Source organism: Vreelandella aquamarina (assembly GCF_020075495.1).
GTDB lineage: Bacteria > Pseudomonadota > Gammaproteobacteria > Pseudomonadales > Halomonadaceae > Vreelandella > Vreelandella aquamarina_A.
On sequence record NZ_JABYQT010000006.1, the window covers coordinates 161,288 to 180,218 of the forward strand.

Consider the following 18,931-nt stretch of genomic DNA (forward strand, 5'->3'; position numbering starts at 1 on the left):
CGCTACTCATTGCTCTGACGAGCATACACATCGTCAAATCGCTCGATATCGTCTTCGCCTAGATAAGCTCCGGACTGGACTTCAATCAGCTCTAGCGGGATCTTGCCTGGGTTTTCAAGGCGGTGCAGCGTACCTATTGGGATATAAGTTGACTGGTTTTCGCTTACCAGAAAGCAGCGCTCATCTACCGTTACCCGCGCCGTGCCGCTGACGACCACCCAATGCTCAGCACGGTGGTGGTGGCGCTGCAGCGAGAGCCTGCCCCCCGGCTTGACGGTAATATGCTTGACCTGATGGCGTCCGCCGCTGTCAACTGCCTGGAAACTGCCCCAAGGGCGGTGCACCTCGGACGAGGAGCACGGCTCGCTTCGCCCGGCCTGGGTAAGCGTTGCCACCAGCTGTTTGACCTCTTGAGCCCGGTCACGGTGTGCCACCAGCACGCTGTCCGGCGTTTCCACTACGATCAGGTCAGCCACCCCCAGCGTAGCCACCAGCCGATGCTCAGCCATTATCAGCGAATTGGCGGTTGCTTTCAGCAGCGCATCGCCACGGATAACATTCCCCGCTTCATCTGGCGTGCCGATACTCCATAACGCATCGAAACTGCCGATATCGCTCCACTGGGCGTCCAATGAGATAACCGCAGCGTTTTTACAGTGCTCCATCACTGCGTAGTCGATAGAGTCTGACGCACACGCTGTAAAGGCCTGCTTATCTAGACGCAGGAAATCCAGGTCGCTCTGTGCCCGGGTCACTGCATCACGACAGGCTGAAAGCATCTGCGGCTGAAGACGCTCAAGCTGCTCAAGATAGCTCGAAGCACGCAGCAGGAACATGCCGCTGTTCCACAGCGTGTTGCCCTGCTCGATAAGCTTTGCGGCACACTGGCTATCCGGCTTCTCGATAAAAGCGGAAAGCTTATGTCCATGGCCCAGTGCTTCGCCGCAGGCAATGTAGCCATAGCCGGTTTCCGGACACGTGGGTACCACGCCAAATGTCACCAGATAGCCCTGCTCGGCCAGTGTAACGGCGCGATTGACGCTTTTTTGAAAAGCAGCCTCATCACCAATTGCATGATCAGCGGGCAATACCAGCAGCAGCGGGTCGTCGCCGGCCTCAAGTGCCAGTAGCGCCGCACAGGCAATCGCCGGGGCAGTATTACGTCCTTCAGGTTCCAGTACGATACGCGCCTGCTGCGCCTGCTCGCGCAATTGCTCGGCGACCAGAAAGCGGTGTGCCTGATGGGCCATGATAATGGGCGACGCGGTAGTCAAACCCTCGAGCCGACCAAGGGTCTGCTGCAGCAAGCTCAGAGAGGAGGTCAGTCGCAAGAACTGCTTGGGCATCTGCTCACGGGAGAGCGGCCATAGCCGTGTACCGCTACCTCCGCATAAAATTACCGGCTGGACCATGGTGTCTTCCTTATAGGCAAATCATCCGCACCAAACCCCTCCTTCAGCCAGTGACGAAGTTGGCTCATTCGGGCGGCGCGTTCCGGGTTGTCTAGATTAGGCAGCGTGCCATCCACGAACCCGTGGGCATAGAACGGCGCCAGCAGCGCCGGGTCGCCGCTGATGATATGCACGGGGACTGCGGCGCTTGCCTCATCACCGGTAATCAACGGGGCTGGCTGGTGGTCGCCCAGCATGATCATCAGGGTATTGTCGTCCACCACGCGTTCTGCCCAGCGTCCGGTCACCTTTACAGCGTAGTCGACTGACCAGGCATAGTGGTCGCGAATACGTTCGATATCCTGCCAAAGCACCTCCGGCGGGTCGCCAGCATCTTCCCACGGTGCGAAGATCCTGCCGTCACCAATCGACTCCCAGTCCTCTATTACCGGCAGAATGGGAGTCCAGGGCGCGTGGCTCGAAATCAACGCCATCTGCGCAAACACTGGTGCGTCACCGAGCAGATGGCGTTGGGTATAGTCGAGCGTGAACTGATCGGGCATGGTCACCCAGTTAAGGGGGGGGCCTGCGTAATCGATGTCCTTTGCCACCACGATATCATCGAAGCCGTAAGCCTCGCCTTCCGGCCAGGCCAGGGTAATGGCGGGCATGATACTCAGTGTACGCTGGCCGGTCGCCTTGAAATCATCGATCAGCGTGGGGCTCTGGGTACTCAGCATCAGCCGGTACCAGAGCTGGTTATCCACCCACCGTCCGCTGAGCAGCGTAGCGTGGGCAAGCCAGGACTGGCCGCCACGAATGGGCGCTTCCACAAGCCCCGACACTACATGAAGGCCGCGAGCATCCAGGCGCTGCTGCATGGTAGACAGCGTGGGCAGCAGTACGTCGCTATAACGTGGGTCGTTGATCGCCGATACCCCGTAGGACTCCACAAAGGTCAGCAGCACGTTACGCTCATCAAGCCCTGGTAGGGCCTGGGCCTTGAGCGGGGCGGTTTCAAGTTGTTCGGCAAATGCCAGGCGCGCACGGTGTGTGGTCACTATCTGCTGCCATTGAAAACGTGTTGCCTCGATCATCGGCAGTGCCGCCTGGGGCATAACGAGCCTGTTAGCCAATTGGCCGAGTGCCAGACAGGTGGCCAGTACCCCCAGACCAAGTGCCACGCCCCCCTTGATGCGATTCGCTGCTAACGTATGGCGTGGTGTCAGAAGGCGCACCAGCGCCCACAGGATACCCAACAGTAAAGCCGCGCCTGCCAGCATCGCGCAAATGGCCCATACTTGGCCTACATTACCTACAAGCAGATGAAATACGGAACGCATTAAAGGGGTGTCTAAATAAAGGTTTAGCGGCCTTCCAAACGCCATGTGGGTGGCTGCATCACCCACGTTGGCAACGGTCGCCAAGGCAACCCAGCTGACCAGGGCAACGCTCATCAGTCGGCGAAACGGCCCTACGGGCAATATCAGCATCAGTGGAACGATGATCCACGCTTCCCAGGCAACGAGGGGATGGCCAAAGGTGCCGAAACGCCACCAAAGGGGCGCGACCAGCAGCAGATTGAGTGCCAACGCACCTGACAATAATCGCAACATATCGCTCTCATTATTATTTCAACGAGTGGTAGCCAACATCGATTCTTGACCGCATTGAATGGCAGGCTTGGAGGGGCCGGCTGACGGCCCAGAAGTAAATACACAGTGTGCATCAAGTACTAAGCGTATAATATTTGTTCAAAAAAACACGCTTGAATTGGCGTTGGCTCACTCTCTAGATTTGGCATTGAAAGGAACTCGCCTATGCGGTTTACGAAGAACGGGAAATGGATATTACTGCTTGGCGGCCTTGCTGCGTTACCTGCCAGCGCTGATGACAGGCATTATGACGCCGTCATCGAGCAAGCCCGGATGCTTGCTGAAACAGCGTATCAGGCGCCTGATGAAAGGTTACCCGACGTCCTGAAAGAGCTGAGTTACGACACCTACCGGCAGATCCGCTTTGCTCCCGACCACGCCTATTGGCGTGATGAAAGCCCGTTCAATCTGCAGCTGTTTCATAGCGGTTTCTTGTTCAAGGCGCCAGTTACCCTCAATATCATTGATGACGACACCGTTTCCCGCCTGCCCTTTTCAACCGAAGATTTTCAATACGATGGTGATGCCCAGGCGCTGCTCGAGCAGGATTTGAGCGGCAGCGGCCATGCCGGTTTCCGGTTGCACTACCCGCTCAACACCAGCGAGTACGCCGACGAGTTCGCGGTCTTCCTTGGCGCCAGCTATTTTCGCCTGACGGGCAAGGACCAGGTCTTTGGACTCTCGACACGCGGGCTCGCCATCAACACGGCATCATCTGAAGAAGAGGAGTTTCCTGCCTTCCGCGAGTTCTGGCTCTACAAGCCAGATGCCAAGGCCGAGGAGATCGTTCTGCTTGCCCTGCTGGACAGCCCATCGCTGAGCGGCGCTTACCGCTTCACCCTGCGCCCGGGCGAGCAGACCGATGCCGAAGTGGAAGCCCAGCTGTTCGCGCGTGACGATATTGCCAAGCTGGGTGTTGCTCCGCTAACCAGCATGTACACCTTTGGCGAGGCGAGTCACGAACGCCAGGATGATTTCCGGCCCCAGGTGCACGATTCAGATGGCCTTCTGATGCATACTGGCGCCGATGAGTGGATCTGGCGCCCGCTCAGCAATCCTGATGCCCTGCGCGTTTCGAGTTTTCTGGACAGTAACCCGGGCGGGTTCGGGTTGATGCAGCGCGAGCGTGATTTCGACCGCTACCTGGACATGGAAGCGCAGTACCATCGCCGGCCAAGCCAGTGGGTCGCGCCTATCGAGCCCTGGGGGCCCGGCCATGTAGAGCTGGTGGAAATTCCCACCCAGGATGAAACCTTCGACAATATCGTGGCCTACTGGGTCGCCGACGAACCGCTCGAGGCCGGCAACACGCGCAAACTTCACTACCATACCTATACGCTGAACGATAACCCCGAGGAGCTGACGCTGGGCCGAGTAGTACGCACCCGCCATGGCGGGCTCTGGGGGCTTGGGCAAGCCAGCGAACACAACCCGCAGCGCCAGTTCGTCGTCGATTTTGAAGGCGGCGTACTCGGGGATATCCCCCCGGATGCGCCGGTAACGCTGGATATCAGCGCCCAAAGAAGCGAGATCCTGATCCCTCAGGTGACGGCACTTTCCGATAACGCCTGGCGAGCCAGCTTCCGCATTCCCGCCACGGGCGAACCCAGCGATATCCGTCTGCGTTTGATGTTGAACGGAGAGCCGATTAGCGAAACCTGGAACTACGTATGGTATCCCGATGCATAAGATCAGTGAAACGACCCCGTTGATTCCAGGCCTGGGGCTTCGCCGTGCCCTTCTGACCGTGCTGGTGGTACTGACCAGCCTGGCGGGCTGCGTGGCGCTCAATCGCGTGGTTTCCGGATTGGGTGTGGGCTGGCAGATCATGACCCTTGCGCTGTTTGCGCTGACGTTTACCTGGATCGCGCTGGCCTTCTGGGTTGCCATCTTTGGTTTTCTGGTAAGCGCTCTGCGACTGGACCCACTGAGCCTGCGCAAGCAAGTCGCCCTTTCTCCGGATGATCATACGCTTGAAGGCCGCACCGCCCTGGTCATGCCCATTTACGCAGAACCGCCCCTACCTACCATTGCAGGGCTTGAAGCCACCTGCCGCTCGCTTCTGGAGCAAGCCGGCGCGGTTCACCAGCATCTGGGAACACCGCTTGGCGAACACTTTGAAGTGTTCATCTTGAGCGATACTCAAGACCCTGAAAAAACCGAAATAGAAGCCGCCCACGTGGCCGCCCTGCAGCAGCGCCTGGCTGGTCAGCTTGCGGTGCACTACCGTCGCCGGGAGAACAACCTGGGCCGCAAGGCGGGCAATATCGCGGATTTCTGCCGCCGCTGGGGACAGCGTTACGACTATATGGTCGTGCTTGATGCCGACAGCCTGATGAGCGGCGCCACGCTCTTGAACCTGGTGCATCGCATGGAGCACCAGCCGGGCGTGGGGCTGATTCAGACCGTGCCCATTCCGGTTGGACAGCGCACCCTGTTTGGCCTGTTTACTCAGTTTGCCTCGGCGCTCTACAGCCCCATGCTGGCCGCCGGGCAGAGTTTCTGGCAAGGCGATGCGGCCAACTACTGGGGGCATAACGCCATCATTCGCACCCGTGCCTTCATGACCAGCGCCGGACTGCCCACTCTGCCTGGCAAGCCGCCGCTGGGTGGGGAGATTCTCAGCCACGACTTTGTCGAGGCGGCCCTGCTCAAACGCAGCGGGTGGCAGGTGTTGCTGGACACCACGGCGACAACCGCCGTATCACGACGCAACCCATACGCCAGTGCTTCACACAACAGCTTTGAAGCCATGCCCAGCAACATGCTCGACTTTGCCAAGCGTGACCGGCGCTGGCTGCAAGGCAATCTCCAGCATTTGCGCCTGCTCACCGGGGCTGGCTTGCATCCTGTCAGCCGCCTGCACTTTCTGTTCGGTGCATTTGCCTATCTGTCGTCACTGGTCTGGCTGGGCCTGCTGGTGTGCTCAAGTCTCCTGGTGGGCTACCACGCCATCGATGCACCGCCCACACAGGCCCTGCCCAAGTCGCTGTCGGCCGGGCTGCTTTCCATTACGCTGGGCATGCTGGTCGCGCCCAAGCTGCTTGGCCTGACACTGGCGTTTTTCCAGTCGCCCCATGCCTTTGGCGGGCGCGCAAAGCTGCTGGCAAGCGCCCTGCTGGAAATTCTCTTTGCCGCGTTGATTGCCCCGCTGATGATGGCCTGGCACAGCCTGTTCATCATCAACGTACTGCTGGGCCGTTCGATCGAATGGCAGACTCAGCCGCGCGGCGAGCGCTCATTGCCCTGGCAAGAGGTGTGGCAGCACGCTGGCTGGATGACTCTATGCGGTATCGCCTGGGCCGGCAGCGTCATGCTGTTTTCTGCTCCCGCCTTTGGCTGGTTGACGCCCGTCTGGCTGGGTCTGGTGGTAGCGGTACCGATCATCAAGTACTCCAGCAGCAGCACCTGGGGTGGCGTGGTCAACCGTCGCCTTGGGCTGCTGCAAACGCCGAGTACCAGCCTCAGCCCGGCGCTGCTGGACGATTTCAACGCGCTGATGGAGCGTCACAGTGAAACTCAACCGCTCAGGGCTGACAGCAACAGGCTGCTGACACCTCTGCCCTGCGAACTCATGGGTGACATGCCCAGCCAGTCGCTTACCCAGTTCGATGCAGTGCAAGCGGCGCCCGCAGCGAAGGAGCCTCATTGATGCAGCAGCCTCTTCTGCATCGGCTCGGCAGTGCAGGCGGGGTTGCCCGCTCGCTGCTGGTCTACTGGCGCCCCGGCAGGCAACGGAGCCTGCAGCGCCTTTACCGCCCCTTCATCGCGCCTGGCGATACCGCATTTGATGTAGGCGCCCATCTGGGTGATCGCAGCGCCGCCTTTCATGCACTGGGGGCGCGCGTGGTCGCGCTGGAGCCACAGCCCGAACTTGCCAAATGGTTTCGGCGGATTGTCCGCTACCCAACGGTCACCCTGTTGCCGCTGGCCGCCGGCGCCGCGCCCGGCGTGGCCGATATTGCCATCAGTACCCGCAACCCGACGCTGTCCACCCTGGCGCTTGATTGGCGCGACCAGATTGGCGAGCGCAACGAAAGCTTTCGCAAGGTCCGCTGGGAACGGCAGATACGCGTGCCCGTTACCACCCTGGATCAACTGATCGACGAATACGGTGAGCCCAGCTTTATCAAGATAGATGTCGAGGGCTACGAAGCCGAGGTGCTGGCAGGCCTCAGCCGGCCGGTAGCCGCCCTTTCGGTGGAGTTCGTGGCCGGGGCGCTCGATGTTGGCCACGCCTGCGTTGCCCAGTTAAACAGGCTGGGGGATTACCGCTTCAATGCCATTGCCGGCGAGCAGCGCGAGTTTCACTGGTCAACCTGGCAAACGCCCGAGGCCATCGGTGAGTGGTTCACTCGCCAGGCCGATGGCCTGGCCTCGGGTGATCTTTACGCCTGTCGGGCCGACCATCCGGCGGTGAGCCGTACAAGCGCTCGATAGCTCTTCAAGTGCTAACCTGACAGATTCCAAACGCTTATTTCAAGGGGCTGATTCGCATGATTCATGACTGGCAAACGCTGACCGCCCCCGCCCTGGCAGACCTTGCCGAGCGCGACCCGGTGGCCTTACTGGTACTGGGTGCCATCGAGCAGCACGGCACACATCTGCCGTTGGGCACCGATCTGATCATTGGTGAGGGGCTGATGAACGCTTTGCGTGACAAGCTTGACCCGGCGCTGGAAGTGGTTTGCCTGCCGACCATTGCCGTCGGCGCCAGCGATGAGCATGCAGGCTTTGGCGGAACGCTCAGCCTGCCGGCACCGCTGGCCATTGCCATGCTTGAAGCCTATGGCGAAAGCGTCGCGCGGGCGGGCATCCAGCGCCTGGTACTGATCAACAGCCACGGTGGCAACAAGGCCATCATGGACCTGGCGGCACTGACGCTTCGCAAACGCTTCAACATGCGGGTGGTCAAGGCGACTTACACCCGGCTACCGCCTCTGAAAGGCGCCATTGATGCAAGCGAGCTGCGTTACGGCCTACATGGCGGGCTGCTGGAAACCGCCATGATGCATTATCTGGCGCCCGCCCTGGTTGATCTGGAGGGCTACCAGAGCGCGCCGCTAGGCACCCTGCCTGATAACCCGCTGGTAGGCCCGGAAGGCGCCGCCGCCTTTGCCTGGCTTGCCGAGGACCTGAGCCAGCATGGCGTGGCAGGCGATGCCCGACAGGCAGATGCTGCGCTTGGCAAACGGCTGGTACATCACTACGCCGCCCAGCTGGCAGACGTCGTGGCGGAAACCGCCCGGCTGCCAGCCTTCACGGACAAGTAGTCAACTGGCCGCTCAGCGGCCGGTCTTTTCCAGCACGTCCCCCAGGAAGTGCCCAGCCCGGCTAGCCTTGGCACTCAGATAGCGGTGGTTCTGCTCGGTAACGCTGCCGTAGAGAGCCTGGCGCGATACCACATCGATACCGCCTTCGCGCAGGGCCGAAATCTTCAGCGGGTTGTTGGTCAACAGCTGCACCTGCGAGATATCCAGGGCGTTGAGCATATCCACCGCTACCGCGTACTGGCGCTCATCGTCGCCAAAGCCCAGCACCTGGTCGGCGTCCACGGTATCCAGGCCGCCGTCCTGCAGCGTGTAGGCGCGCAGCTTGTTGGCAAGGCCAATGCCGCGACCTTCCTGTGCCAGGTACAGCAGTACCCCGCCCCCCATGGCCTGAATATCCGCCACGGCATTGCGAAGCTGCTCGCCGCAGTCGCAGCGCAGGCTGCCGAACAAATCGCCGGTCAGACAGGCCGAGTGCATGCGAAGCGGCACCGCGCCCTGCATGTTCTCGGGCTGGCCAATCACTACCGCCACATGCTCGCGCAGGCCATCGGGCTCGCGAAACAGTACGAAGCGGCTTTCAGCCGCGTCTTCCAGGGGAATCCGCGCTTCGCTGACACGCTTGAGCATTCCCGGCGCGCCCGCCAGGCATTTCTCTGCCTCCTGAGCATCGATTTCAAGCAGCTTGCCCGAGGCGATCTCGTCGGCCACGGCTTGTGCAGCCCGTTCGCTGATGTCAGCGCACAGCGCTGCCGGAATCAACAGCGCTCGGCGCATCAAGGTAACTGCTCCACGCTCGCCGGGGCCTGCCGGCTTCAGGCCGCTCAGCAGTGAATGCGAGGGCCGGTGATTCCCCTGCATGACTGCCAGCGTCTGCAGGTCGCTTTCGCTGATGTTTTCCACCAGCGGCAGGCAAGCGGCGTCCGCGGTCAGCGACATGCCCATGGCTTCCAGCCGGTGGCGTGTGAGTATCAGTGATGGGCGCGTGCCTGCCAGTCTGGCCAGCGTATCGACCGAGTCACTGCCTTCCAGCGCCTGCACCAGAAGCCGCTGCTCGCCCGTATTGAGCACGATCGGCAACCCGCGGCGAATATCGAAAATAGCGCGTTCAATGTGATACATATAGGCCTCCTAATTGCCCGGTACAGCAGATAGAGTACGCTTGCGCTGAGCCAGGCTGCCCCGCAAGATAAGACGTCTTTTTCAACGTGGAGGCGTTATGCCTGACACCCCTGGTGAAAATGGTTCTACACGGCTGACGCTGGATAGCGCTTGGGAGCAGCTGCTGAGCCTGCGTCAGGGCAGCACCAGTGCGGCCTTCGAACACGACGCAACCGCTGAGGCGGTCGAGCTGATGGAGTGCCTGATGCCGCTGGCAAGCCGCCCGGCGTGGGTAATCGCCCAGCTTGGCCAGAGCCTCGATGGGCGCATTGCCACGCAAAGCGGTCATTCGCACTACATCAACGGTCCTGAAAGCCTGGTACACCTGCATCGCCTTCGCGCTCTGGCGGATGCCGTGGTGGTGGGCGCCGGCACTGCCAGCGCCGACGATCCCCAGCTCACGGTACGCCATGTCAGCGGCCCCCACCCGACACGGGTAGTGCTGGACCCACGCGGCCGTGTGCCCGCCGACCTCAAGCTGTTTCATGAAGACTCGGCCGCTACCCTGCACATCGTGGGGCCGGAGGTGTCGCCCGCGCCGGCGAGCGGGAGAGCCAGCCGCTGTGTACTGCCGCTCGACACCAATGGGCAGTTCGCGCCTGGCGATGTCATTGCCTTGCTCAACCAACGCGGCCTTGCGCGTATTCTGGTCGAGGGGGGTGGCGTTACGGTGTCCCAGTTCATCGAAGCGGGCGCCATTGATCGCCTGCACCTGCTGGTCGCGCCCCTGCTGATTGGTTCTGGCCGACCAGGGCTTGAAATGACGCCCATCGAGACGCTCGAGAGTGCGCTGCGCCCGTCCATGCGCCGATTCCGGTGCGGTGACGACACGCTGTTTGACGTGCTGCTGCGCGCCGCCGCCTTCGCCTGAAGGCTGGGCGCGGTGGCGCCGGTCAAGCGCTACCCAAATGCCCGGCAGGCTTGAAAGCAGTACCAGCACGCCATAGGCGAGCGAAATCGCCACCCCTTGGGCGGAAGGCAGCCCCACCAGCACCCAGGTGCCTGCCGCCGCCCCTTCACGCAGCCCCCAGCCCGCGACCGAGAGGGGCACCAGCATGGCCAATAGCAGTACTGGCGCCAGCGCCAGAAGATCGATGGCGGCGATTTCCACGCCAATCGCTCGCGCGGCGCATATCATTACCAGGCCATAGCTCACCACGATTGCCAGCGAAGACCCCAGCTGCAGATGCCATACGCCGGGGCTGAACAGTCCACGCTTGATATCGATGGCCATGGAGTGATACCACTTGGGCAGCTTGCGTGAAGGCAGGCGCGCAAGCCCCTGCCAGAGCACCACGCCCAGAAGTGTCAGCCCCCCCACTATCGAAAGGCTTACCTGCCAGCCCAGCACCGCATGCCAGAGCGGCGAGAGCAGCAGTGCAGCCAGGCTCAGCAATACCACTGCCACCTGTCCTGAGGTACGCTCGATGATTACCGCTCGCCAGGCGCTGCCACGCGAGCCCGCCTGGCGGGCATGGCGATGGGCACGCCCGGCATCGCCGAGAATGCCGCCGGGCAGCAGCTGGTTGACCAGCAGCGCCAGGTAGTACTCCCGCCAGGCGTAGGTGAAGCGCAGCGGCGCGCCCACCTGCCGGGCGGTAAACTGCCAGCGCCAAGCGCTCAGCATGACCTGAAACACGCTGATCAACAGCGCCAGTGCCATCCAGCCCGCCGATAGCCGCTCTACCTGTGCGATGACTTCCCGCGGCTCGACAAACAGCGCCACCGTCGCCAGCAAACCGGCGCTGATCAATAGCCGCTGTACCCAAGGCGAGCGTAGTACCGACTTGATGGTCATAGGGCTAAACCTCACCCGCTTGTGTATCGTCAGGCGATGAACCTGCACCGGGCAGCGCCAACAGATCGGCATGGCCCACCCAGATACCCACTTCGCCTTCAGCAATCGCACGCGCTCGCCGTTCACGCCACTGGGCAATCCGTGAGGCGGCCTCCGGGGCCTGCTCGGTTGCCGCTTCCGCCCAGCCTTCGATCAATGCCTGCATCAAGGCTCGGTGGTCCTGGTTACCGGCACCCAGCTGCCAGGGCGTGCTGGCCTGTTCGACGCGGTAGCCCGCCTCTTCCAGCGCCGCTACCAAGGCGTTATGGGCCTCGCCACCCAAGGCATCGCCCAGCCCCTTGTCACGCCGCTGGTGCGCCATGAACAGCGCCAGCAGCCAGTGATCCTCGTCATCGATCAGTGGCTCTCCCTCGGTATCGGTAAAGCCCCACTCACCGGTGACGCTCAGCGCCATCAGCAGCGCCTGCTGGTGATGCACGCAATGATCCACCAGCATGTCGATCCAGCGTTGAGAGACCAGATCGAGCAGCGCCGAGGCACTGACCAGGTCCGCGGTTTGCAGGGGCGCATGGTTCAAGGAATCAAGCGAGGCCTGCAGGGTTTGCACCGTTATCATCTTGTGGCCCGACGCCTCGATGCTTGCGCTCGCCTCGGCCAAAAGCTCGGCATCGTGATCGATCAGCGTCCAGTGCTGGGGCATGGGTAGCAACGGCGCCAGAAAGCGCAGGTTGCTGCCTCTGCCCGCCCCCAGGTCAACCAGCCTTGGCGCCGGGGTGCGCGCGCTCAGCCACTTGGCGGCGCTGCGCGGCAACTCCTTGCTTCGAAAATTGAAATCCACTGCTTCGCGCAGACTCAGCCAGTCCGCCGCAAACTGGCTGCCTGCGCTAAAGCTGGCTTGCGCCTCAGCCACCGGATGCGTCAGTGCAGCGGCAAAGGCTGCCCCGGCCGCTTGCCAGTCATTCAATGCCTCGCGGGTGGCCAGAGCACCGGTACGCAGCTCGGCGCGCAGTTCGGCATCGGTACAAAAGCGGCTGATTGCCCGTTCCAGGGCCACGACATCGCCGGGGGGAACTTTCAGGCCCGCACCTTCCGGCAGGGTTTCATCCAGCGCCCCTCCGGTCGTGGTAATCACCGGCAGGCCATGGGCCAGCGCCTCGGTGACCACCATGCCATAACCTTCGTACCAGGAAGGCAGCACCAGCGCATGGGCGTTCTGGTACGCCTGTATCAACGTGGCCTCGTCGCACTCGCCGTGCAGCAACACCTTCGCGTCGAGCCCGTTGGCGTCGATAAGCTGGCGAACCCGCTCTGCATACGCTGCATCCCGAGGGCTTCCGTAGCAGTCACACTGCCAGGCGCCGTGGGGAACGCCCGCGAGCGCACGCACCAGCAAATCCTGCCCCTTGCGCGGCACCAAGGTGGCCACGCACAGCAGGCGAATGGGCTCATTGAGCCCTGGCGCATCGCTTGCCGGTGCCGCCTCCACGCCCGGCTCCACCACGCTCACGAACGCCTTGAAGGGCATGGCGTATTCATCGGCCAGCACCTGCAGTCGGCGCTCGGTGAACCGGCTGGTCACGATGATGCGCGAAACGGCCGCCAGCGCCGCAAGCTCGCTTTCATGGAACTGGCGCTGCTCGGCTTCGCTCAGGCCCTGCTCGTCTCCCAAGGGGTGGTGAACCAGTGCAGTCATTTCCAGACGCTCGGCGTGCTCGGCAATGACGTCCGGCAAGGCGCCCATGGCCAGACCATCGATAATGACCCGAGCGGCCTCGGGCAGCGCCGCGAGTGCGCCCGCCAACTGCTCGGCCGCTTCGGCGTCTGCCGCAGGAAAGCAGCCTGCCAGGTTGATTACCTCGACAAGATGCCCCTGGCGGCGCAGCGCCTCTACCATGCGCGTATCGTAGATATACCCGCCGGTACGCTGCTCAAGCTCCCCGGCAACAATGAGGGTCAACGGCTCGCTCATAGATCGCCTTCATAGCTTGCCCAGGCAATATGCGATTCGTGGAGCTTGACCTCCATCCGAGTAATCCCCTGGGCGGTCTTGCCCATGGTGCCCTCGCCGATGGCGTCGGCCAGTCGACCAAAAATGACCCCCGCCATGAATTCTGTAGAAGTGTTCTTGCCTGCAAATTCGTCTTCGTCATCCAGGTTGCGGTAGTTCAGGTGCGAGAGCACGTCCTTGAGCGTTTCGCTTGCCAGGCCGATGTCGATCACCAGCCCATCCTCATCGAGCTCGGGGCGCTGGAAGGTCACGTCCACCACGTAGGTAGCGCCGTGGGTGCGCTGGGCGGGGCCGAAGATCTCCCCTTTGAAGCTGTGGGCAATCATGAAGTGGTCACGAACACATAAACGGTACATAGACGCTCCTGGCGTTGATTAATGAGAAGTGGGGTAATTGAGGCGGTGACACAGCACCGGGCTGCCTGCGGCAAAAAGCGCTGGGGCTAGCTCGGGTAGCGCGTCAAAATCGCTTTCGCTATTGACAAGGGCATCCAGGCGGCTGTCGGCCAGCAGGCGTAACGCCAGCGTCAAGCGGCGCTGGTAATCCCAGCGCGGGCGTAGCCTGGCGGGCAGCTGACCTACCTGGCTCGCCCGCAGGCTAAGGCGCTGGGAGTGAAATGCGCCGCCCAGTGGCAGGCTGACCTCGCCCTCACCAAACCAGCTCATCTCGATGACGCGGCCTTCGCTGCCTACCTGACTCAGAGCCTGGCGCAAACCTTCAGGGTGCCCGCTGGCATGGATCACACAGTCTTGATCGACAGGCGCCTTTTCCGGTCTACAAAAGGCAATTCCCAGATGCTCGGCGATTGCCTGACGCTCGGGGTCGATATCCACCAGTGTGGCCTGGACACCGGCTACCTGGGAACAGAGATAAGCCACCAGACAGCCCACGACCCCGGCGCCGATGATCGTGATGCGCTCGCCTACCATTGGCTCGGCATCCCACACGCCGTTGATCGCGGTTTCCATATTGGCCGCCAGCACGGCGCGCGCGGCGGGTACATTTTCTGGCACGGGCAGCACCATGGCGGCTGGCACCACGTAGCGGTCCTGATGGGGAAACAGGCAGAAAACGGTTTTATCCCGCAGATGCTCCGGCCCCTGCTCTACCCGGCCAACATTGCAGTAGCCGTACTTTACCGGCGCAGGAAACTGCCCCGCCTGAAACGGTGCTTGCATGCGCTCGAATTCACTTTCCGGCACACGCGCATTGAATACCAGGGATTCCGTGCCCCGGCTGATGCCGCTATACAACGCACGAACCAGAACCTCTTCATTGCCAACGGCGGTTAGCGTTTCACTTCTAAGCTCACCAACGCCTGGGTGAACGACCCAAAAGGCGGTGGCGGTATCGGTCGCCGACATGGCATTTCCCTATTTATTGGTGTTTTCATCCAATGAACCTGGTAGCACTGATGCGCCATACCACACGCTCATCCAGAATTTTTTTATGATGTTTCTTATAGCGTAGCGTAGAAATACCATTGGTCGATGAATGCAGGCGGCCAATTTCATTCGAAAAGGTCTGAAGCTTCTGGGTGACTTTTCAATGGCATCAAGGGGCTAGGGAATAAAATGGACGAACCGGGCATAATGTACAAAAATGGTACATATAAAAAAGTTTGCACTAATTAATTTACCGCGGGCAGCGCGGCCGCTTTGCGAGACACCATGCGTCGATTGTTTACCGCACGCCCCGTTCATGCGCTTCCTAATCGCATTTACACTGTCGTTGAGCTTCTTGTGGGCAGCGTGTTGCTGCTGACGCTGGGTAGTGTGTTTCCCCAGTTGATACCTCAAAGCGCCCACTGGGGGTTGGCTTATACGGCTTACGCACTGATTGGCCTGTTCGTTCTCATATGCTGGTCGCAGGGGTCCCTCGGCTGGGCAAACCGGATTACCCTGCTTCGTGCGGTGCTGGTTGCCCTGGTAGCGGGAGCACTGGCCTACGATAGCTTTGCCCAGGTCATCTGGCTTTGGCTGGGAGTGGCCACCGTGGCGCTACTGCTGGATGGCGTGGACGGCTGGGTGGCCAGGCGTACCAGAAGCTTCAGCTCCTTCGGTGCCCGTTTCGACATGGAGCTCGATGCACTTCTGATTCTGCTTCTATGTATCGGCCTGATTCGCCTGGAGTCGCTGGGCCTGTGGGTGCTGCTGATCGGCGTGATGCGCTATCTGTTCGTGGCGGCGGGCTGGTATTTCAGCTGGCTCTCACAGCCGCTTCATGCAAGTTTTCGGCGTAAGCTCGTCTGCGTATGGCAGGTGTCTGCGCTGCTGCTGGCCCTGACACCATTGACCCACCCCTTTCTGGCAAGCCTGCTGGCGCTCAGTGCGCTGGCGTCACTCGCCTACTCGTTTGGAATGGATAGCTGGTGGCTGTACAAGCAGTCTCGGCGCTAGGCGGCGCTCTGCGCATGGAGAAAACGGGATTCGCCATGGGCGCCTCGAGGCCCGGTGGCTGGTAAACTGCGCGAAACGATTGCTCCAGGACTGCACAATGACACGTACTCTTCACACAACTCCCACGTTTCAGCTGCGCCTGGCGCTGAATCGCGACGTGGTAATCGGCCCTGGCAAGGCCGATCTGCTGGAAAGGATCGACCAGACTGGCTCCATTTCAGCAGCAGGCCGCTCGCTGACGATGAGCTATAAAAAGGCCTGGCACCTGATCGAAACCATGAACCATCACTTCCCATCGCCGCTGGTGGCCACAAGCTCGGGCGGCAACGAGCGTGGTGGCGCTCATTTGACCGAGCTGGGGCAACAGGTGCTTGCCCATTATCGCGCCCTGGAAAAGCAGCTTAGTCCTGAACACTCCATGGATGCCCAGGCGCTACTTGCCCTGATGGATACCCGCTAGGCTTGCTCCTTTAGTCCGCTCTTTTTTTGCACACCAACCTTTCGGACCTTTTGTCACATGAGGGCTGTGTCATTTACGTTGAGCAGCCCCGTGCTTTTGTGTAGTCTCCGTTATATCCAAATGGAAATAGCGGAATAACGATGAACAATCACGTAATTCACGGCGCTATACTGGCCACCGCTTTGGTATGGCTACCGAACCTTGCCCAGGCGACGGAACGCCTTCACATTGCAGCCGCTGCGTCGCTCACCGATGCGCTGAACGAAGCCATTGATGTCTACGAAACCGAGCACGATGTCCAGGTAACTCCCGTTTACGCCTCTTCGTCCACCCTTGCCCGCCAGATCGCCAACGGCAGCCCTGCCGACCTTTTCCTTTCGGCCAACGTCGTGTGGATGGACTGGCTCGAGAATCAAGGCGTAAACGTTCAACAGCGCCTCGACCTGCTGCACAACCGCCTGGCGCTTGTGTCCGCCCGCGACACGCTGCCCGAGCACTTTACCCCCGGCAGCGGGGCCCCCGTGGTTTCCCTGCTTCAAGACCAGGAGCGCCTGTCGGTCGGCGACCCGGATCACGTACCGGCAGGCATCTATACCCAACAGGCGCTTGAAGCCCTGGGCGAATGGAGTGAACTCGCGCCACGACTTGCCCGCGGGAACGACGTCCGCGCCGCCCTCACCCTGGTAGAGCGCCAGGAAACCCCCGTGGGCGTGGTCTATCAGACCGATGCGCTGGCAAGCGGCGCGGTGCGCATACTGGGTCTGTTTCCGGCGGATAGCCATGCCCCCATCACCTACCCGATTGCCCTGATCGATGCCGAACAAAAAGAAGCTGCCGTGGCGCTCAGAGCCTGGCTTGCAAGTGAAGAAGCCTTGGCGATATTCACCCGCTACGGCTTTACTCCGGATGACTCAGCTCCGGATGAGTCAGTTGCGGATGAATCAGTTGCGGAAACTAAAGCTCCGTGAGTCTTTCACCCGCCGAGTGGGAAGCCATCCGCCTGAGCCTTTTGATCGGGCTGGCCGCGGTCGCCTGGATTCTGCCCTTGGGGATCGGCGTTGCCTGGCTGCTTGCCCGGCATGAGTTTCGCGGCAAGGCGGTGCTGGATGGACTGATTCATCTACCGCTGGTGCTGCCGCCGGTGGTAGTGGGCTATCTGCTGCTGGTAGCGCTGGGCCGGCAGGGCGTTATCGGAGCGTGGCTTTACTCGACGTTCGGGCTGTCGCTGCCGTTTACCTGGCAAGGGGCAGCGGTGGCCAGCGGCGTGATGGCCTTTCCGCTTCTGGTACGCGCGCTCAGGCTATCCCTTGAAGCGGTGGACCCAAAGCTTGAAGCCGCTGCCAGTACCTTGGGGGCAGGCCGCTGGCGGGTATTTACCACCATCACCCTGCCGCTGGCAGTGCCTGGACTTCTGACCGGCACCGTATTGGCTTTTGCCCGAGCGCTTTCGGAGTTTGGCGCCACGATCACCTTTGCCTCCAACATTCCCGGCGAAACCCGCACGCTTCCGCTGGCGCTTTATACGCTTATTCAATCGCCAGGCCAGGAGTCGGCCGCGGCACGCCTGTGCCTGATCGCCGTCGTGATTGCCCTGATCTCACTGGTGGCGTCCGAGTGGCTGGCACGGCGCACCCGACAACGTTTGCAGGAACGCGATGGCTGACGTGATGACCACCCCCCCCCGCCTGACGCTTGACATCGAACAGCCACAGGGAGATTTCAAGCTCGCCGTCAGGCTCGACTTGCCCGGCGATGGTGTCAGCGGCGTGTTCGGTGCTTCAGGCAGCGGCAAGACCAGCCTGTTGCGGGTGATTGCCGGGCTCGACCGCCCTCAACAGGGCCATATCAAGCTGGGCCAGCAGGTGCTGCTGGATACCCAGCGCGGCATCTTTACGCCTCCGCACCAGCGACGTATTGGCGTGGTATTCCAGGAAGCTCGGCTTTTTCCGCACTACTGTGTGCGCGGTAATCTGACCTACGGCATGCCCCACCCCGCGCCCGGGCGGCTTGCCGAAATCGTCGAGCTGCTGGGTATCGAGGCGCTGCTTACGCGCATGCCAGGCACGCTATCTGGCGGCGAGGCTCGGCGGGTTGCCATCGGCCGAGCACTGTTGAGCGAGCCGCAGCTATTGCTGATGGATGAGCCACTCACCGGGCTCGACGGCCCGCGCAAGGAGGAGCTTCTGCGCTATATCACACGGCTCACCCAGCAGGTGGATATCCCGGTGGTGTACGTCAGCCATGATGCCGAAGAGATCACCACCATTGCCGATCATCTGGTGGTGCTGAAAGCTGGCCGTGTCGAGGCAAGCGATGCGCTTCACACCCTGCTGCACCGCTTCGACCTGACCCATGGGCTTGGTGGCTTTGATGCCGCCTCGCTGCTCGAAGGCGAGGTCGTTGCGCACGACCACGCCTACGGTCTTACCTATCTGGCACTGGATGATGAGCATCGACTGACCCTCCCCGGCACTGCCGCGCCCATCGGCAGTCGTCTGCGTCTGCGTATCCTGGCCCGGGATATCGCGCTGGCGCTCACCCCGCCTCCCGGCACCAGCTACCGCAACCAGCTCGACGCCACCATCGTCGACACCGCCGTGCTTCCCGAGGCACCGCACACGGTAGAGCTGCGCCTGCGCATCGGAACGCGGTTTTTGCGTGCCCGGCTGACGCGTAAATCCTGGGACGACATGGGGTTGGCAAAAGGCATGAACATCACCGCGCTTATTCGCAGTGTGTCGTTCAATCCGCTTTAACCTTTTCCTTCAAGCGGTTGGGCATAACCGGCC

Annotated in this window: 16 protein-coding genes and 1 pseudogene; 10 read left to right on the plus strand and 7 right to left on the minus strand. The window is 61.5% G+C overall.

Going from position 1 to position 18,931, the window contains the following annotated elements:
* Positions 1-2: 2 nt before the first annotated feature.
* The gene (locus tag HW452_RS11495) at positions 3-1,412 is read right to left on the minus strand and encodes a mannose-1-phosphate guanylyltransferase/mannose-6-phosphate isomerase (protein ID WP_224106246.1); all 1,410 of its coding nucleotides are present in this window, start codon (positions 1,410-1,412) and stop codon (positions 3-5) included.
* On the minus strand, positions 1,397-3,007 hold the full coding sequence (locus HW452_RS11500; RefSeq protein WP_224106247.1) for an alkaline phosphatase: 1,611 nt from the start codon (positions 3,005-3,007) through the stop codon (positions 1,397-1,399). The genes HW452_RS11495 and HW452_RS11500 overlap by 16 nt, the downstream gene beginning before the upstream one ends.
* Before the next feature lie 204 nt (positions 3,008-3,211).
* On the opposite strand from HW452_RS11500, the gene HW452_RS11505 reads away from it, so the two are divergent.
* From HW452_RS11505 to HW452_RS11520, 4 genes are read left to right on the plus strand one after another with little or no spacing between them, the layout of a single operon-like run.
* Positions 3,212-4,735 carry a glucan biosynthesis protein gene (locus tag HW452_RS11505; RefSeq protein WP_224106248.1) on the plus strand — a complete coding sequence of 508 codons (1,524 nt, stop codon included), beginning with the start codon at positions 3,212-3,214 and terminating at the stop codon, positions 4,733-4,735.
* Positions 4,728-6,698: a glucans biosynthesis glucosyltransferase MdoH gene (gene mdoH, locus HW452_RS11510; RefSeq protein WP_224106249.1), complete on the plus strand. Its 1,971-nt coding sequence runs from the start codon at positions 4,728-4,730 to the stop codon at positions 6,696-6,698. Before HW452_RS11505 ends, mdoH begins: the two co-directional genes overlap by 8 nt.
* Complete coding sequence (locus tag HW452_RS11515) at positions 6,698-7,486, plus strand: FkbM family methyltransferase (RefSeq protein WP_224106250.1); 789 nt, start codon at positions 6,698-6,700, stop codon at positions 7,484-7,486. Before mdoH ends, HW452_RS11515 begins: the two co-directional genes overlap by 1 nt.
* Positions 7,487-7,542: 56 nt before the next feature.
* Positions 7,543-8,319, plus strand: a complete 777-nt coding sequence (locus tag HW452_RS11520; protein ID WP_224106251.1) for a creatininase family protein — start codon at positions 7,543-7,545, stop codon at positions 8,317-8,319.
* 12 nt (positions 8,320-8,331) lie between these two features.
* Here the strand turns inward: HW452_RS11520 and ribA are convergent, their stop codons facing one another.
* A complete protein-coding gene (gene ribA, locus HW452_RS11525) occupies positions 8,332-9,438 on the minus strand; it encodes a GTP cyclohydrolase II RibA (protein WP_224106252.1) in 1,107 nt (368 codons plus the stop codon).
* A gap of 244 nt (positions 9,439-9,682) precedes the next feature.
* Between ribA and HW452_RS11530 the strand changes: the two genes are divergently transcribed.
* The gene (locus HW452_RS11530; RefSeq protein WP_224106308.1) at positions 9,683-10,348 is read left to right on the plus strand and encodes a RibD family protein; all 666 of its coding nucleotides are present in this window, start codon (positions 9,683-9,685) and stop codon (positions 10,346-10,348) included.
* A gap of 63 nt (positions 10,349-10,411) precedes the next feature.
* Here the strand turns inward: HW452_RS11530 and HW452_RS11535 are convergent.
* The 4 genes and pseudogenes from HW452_RS11535 to HW452_RS11550 all read right to left on the minus strand — a co-directional run.
* Positions 10,412-11,347: pseudogene (locus HW452_RS11535) on the minus strand (lysylphosphatidylglycerol synthase transmembrane domain-containing protein); the annotation flags it as partial.
* Positions 11,280-13,244 (minus strand): glycosyltransferase, encoded by a 1,965-nt coding sequence (locus HW452_RS11540; RefSeq protein ID WP_224106253.1) that lies wholly within the window; start codon positions 13,242-13,244, stop codon positions 11,280-11,282. The pseudogene HW452_RS11535 and the gene HW452_RS11540, both read right to left, overlap by 68 nt.
* Positions 13,241-13,639 (minus strand): 6-pyruvoyl trahydropterin synthase family protein, encoded by a 399-nt coding sequence (locus tag HW452_RS11545; RefSeq protein WP_224106254.1) that lies wholly within the window; start codon positions 13,637-13,639, stop codon positions 13,241-13,243. Before HW452_RS11545 ends, HW452_RS11540 begins: the two co-directional genes overlap by 4 nt.
* Positions 13,640-13,657: 18 nt before the next feature.
* Entirely contained in the window at positions 13,658-14,647 is a 990-nt protein-coding gene (locus HW452_RS11550) for a zinc-dependent alcohol dehydrogenase (protein ID WP_224106255.1), read from the minus strand.
* Positions 14,648-14,953: 306 nt separating this feature from the next.
* On the opposite strand from HW452_RS11550, the gene HW452_RS11555 reads away from it, so the two are divergent.
* The 5 genes from HW452_RS11555 to modC all read left to right on the plus strand — a co-directional run bounded on the left by HW452_RS11555 (position 14,954) and on the right by modC (position 18,898).
* Entirely contained in the window at positions 14,954-15,682 is a 729-nt protein-coding gene (locus HW452_RS11555; RefSeq protein ID WP_224106256.1) for a CDP-alcohol phosphatidyltransferase family protein, read from the plus strand.
* Positions 15,683-15,779: 97 nt separating this feature from the next.
* Positions 15,780-16,142: a winged helix-turn-helix domain-containing protein gene (locus HW452_RS11560; protein WP_224106257.1), complete on the plus strand. Its 363-nt coding sequence runs from the start codon at positions 15,780-15,782 to the stop codon at positions 16,140-16,142.
* A gap of 140 nt (positions 16,143-16,282) precedes the next feature.
* Positions 16,283-17,110 (plus strand): molybdate ABC transporter substrate-binding protein, encoded by an 828-nt coding sequence (gene modA, locus HW452_RS11565; protein ID WP_224106258.1) that lies wholly within the window; start codon positions 16,283-16,285, stop codon positions 17,108-17,110.
* Complete coding sequence (gene modB, locus HW452_RS11570; protein ID WP_224106259.1) at positions 17,107-17,805, plus strand: molybdate ABC transporter permease subunit; 699 nt, start codon at positions 17,107-17,109, stop codon at positions 17,803-17,805. Before modA ends, modB begins: the two co-directional genes overlap by 4 nt.
* A gap of 4 nt (positions 17,806-17,809) precedes the next feature.
* Complete coding sequence (gene modC / locus HW452_RS11575) at positions 17,810-18,898, plus strand: molybdenum ABC transporter ATP-binding protein (protein ID WP_224106260.1); 1,089 nt, start codon at positions 17,810-17,812, stop codon at positions 18,896-18,898.
* Positions 18,899-18,931 lie beyond the last annotated feature (33 nt).

Coding starts and splice junctions, on each gene's coding strand:
- HW452_RS11495 (WP_224106246.1), bottom strand. CDS start 1,412: ATGGTCCAGCCGGTAATTTTATGCGGAGGTAGCGGTACACGGCTATGG.
- HW452_RS11500 (WP_224106247.1), bottom strand. CDS start 3,007: ATGTTGCGATTATTGTCAGGTGCGTTGGCACTCAATCTGCTGCTGGTC.
- HW452_RS11505 (WP_224106248.1), top strand. CDS start 3,212: ATGCGGTTTACGAAGAACGGGAAATGGATATTACTGCTTGGCGGCCTT.
- mdoH (WP_224106249.1), top strand. CDS start 4,728: ATGCATAAGATCAGTGAAACGACCCCGTTGATTCCAGGCCTGGGGCTT.
- HW452_RS11515 (WP_224106250.1), top strand. CDS start 6,698: ATGCAGCAGCCTCTTCTGCATCGGCTCGGCAGTGCAGGCGGGGTTGCC.
- HW452_RS11520 (WP_224106251.1), top strand. CDS start 7,543: ATGATTCATGACTGGCAAACGCTGACCGCCCCCGCCCTGGCAGACCTT.
- ribA (WP_224106252.1), bottom strand. CDS start 9,438: ATGTATCACATTGAACGCGCTATTTTCGATATTCGCCGCGGGTTGCCG.
- HW452_RS11530 (WP_224106308.1), top strand. CDS start 9,683: ATGCCGCTGGCAAGCCGCCCGGCGTGGGTAATCGCCCAGCTTGGCCAG.
- HW452_RS11540 (WP_224106253.1), bottom strand. CDS start 13,244: ATGAGCGAGCCGTTGACCCTCATTGTTGCCGGGGAGCTTGAGCAGCGT.
- HW452_RS11545 (WP_224106254.1), bottom strand. CDS start 13,639: ATGTACCGTTTATGTGTTCGTGACCACTTCATGATTGCCCACAGCTTC.
- HW452_RS11550 (WP_224106255.1), bottom strand. CDS start 14,647: ATGTCGGCGACCGATACCGCCACCGCCTTTTGGGTCGTTCACCCAGGC.
- HW452_RS11555 (WP_224106256.1), top strand. CDS start 14,954: ATGCGTCGATTGTTTACCGCACGCCCCGTTCATGCGCTTCCTAATCGC.
- HW452_RS11560 (WP_224106257.1), top strand. CDS start 15,780: ATGACACGTACTCTTCACACAACTCCCACGTTTCAGCTGCGCCTGGCG.
- modA (WP_224106258.1), top strand. CDS start 16,283: ATGAACAATCACGTAATTCACGGCGCTATACTGGCCACCGCTTTGGTA.
- modC (WP_224106260.1), top strand. CDS start 17,810: ATGACCACCCCCCCCCGCCTGACGCTTGACATCGAACAGCCACAGGGA.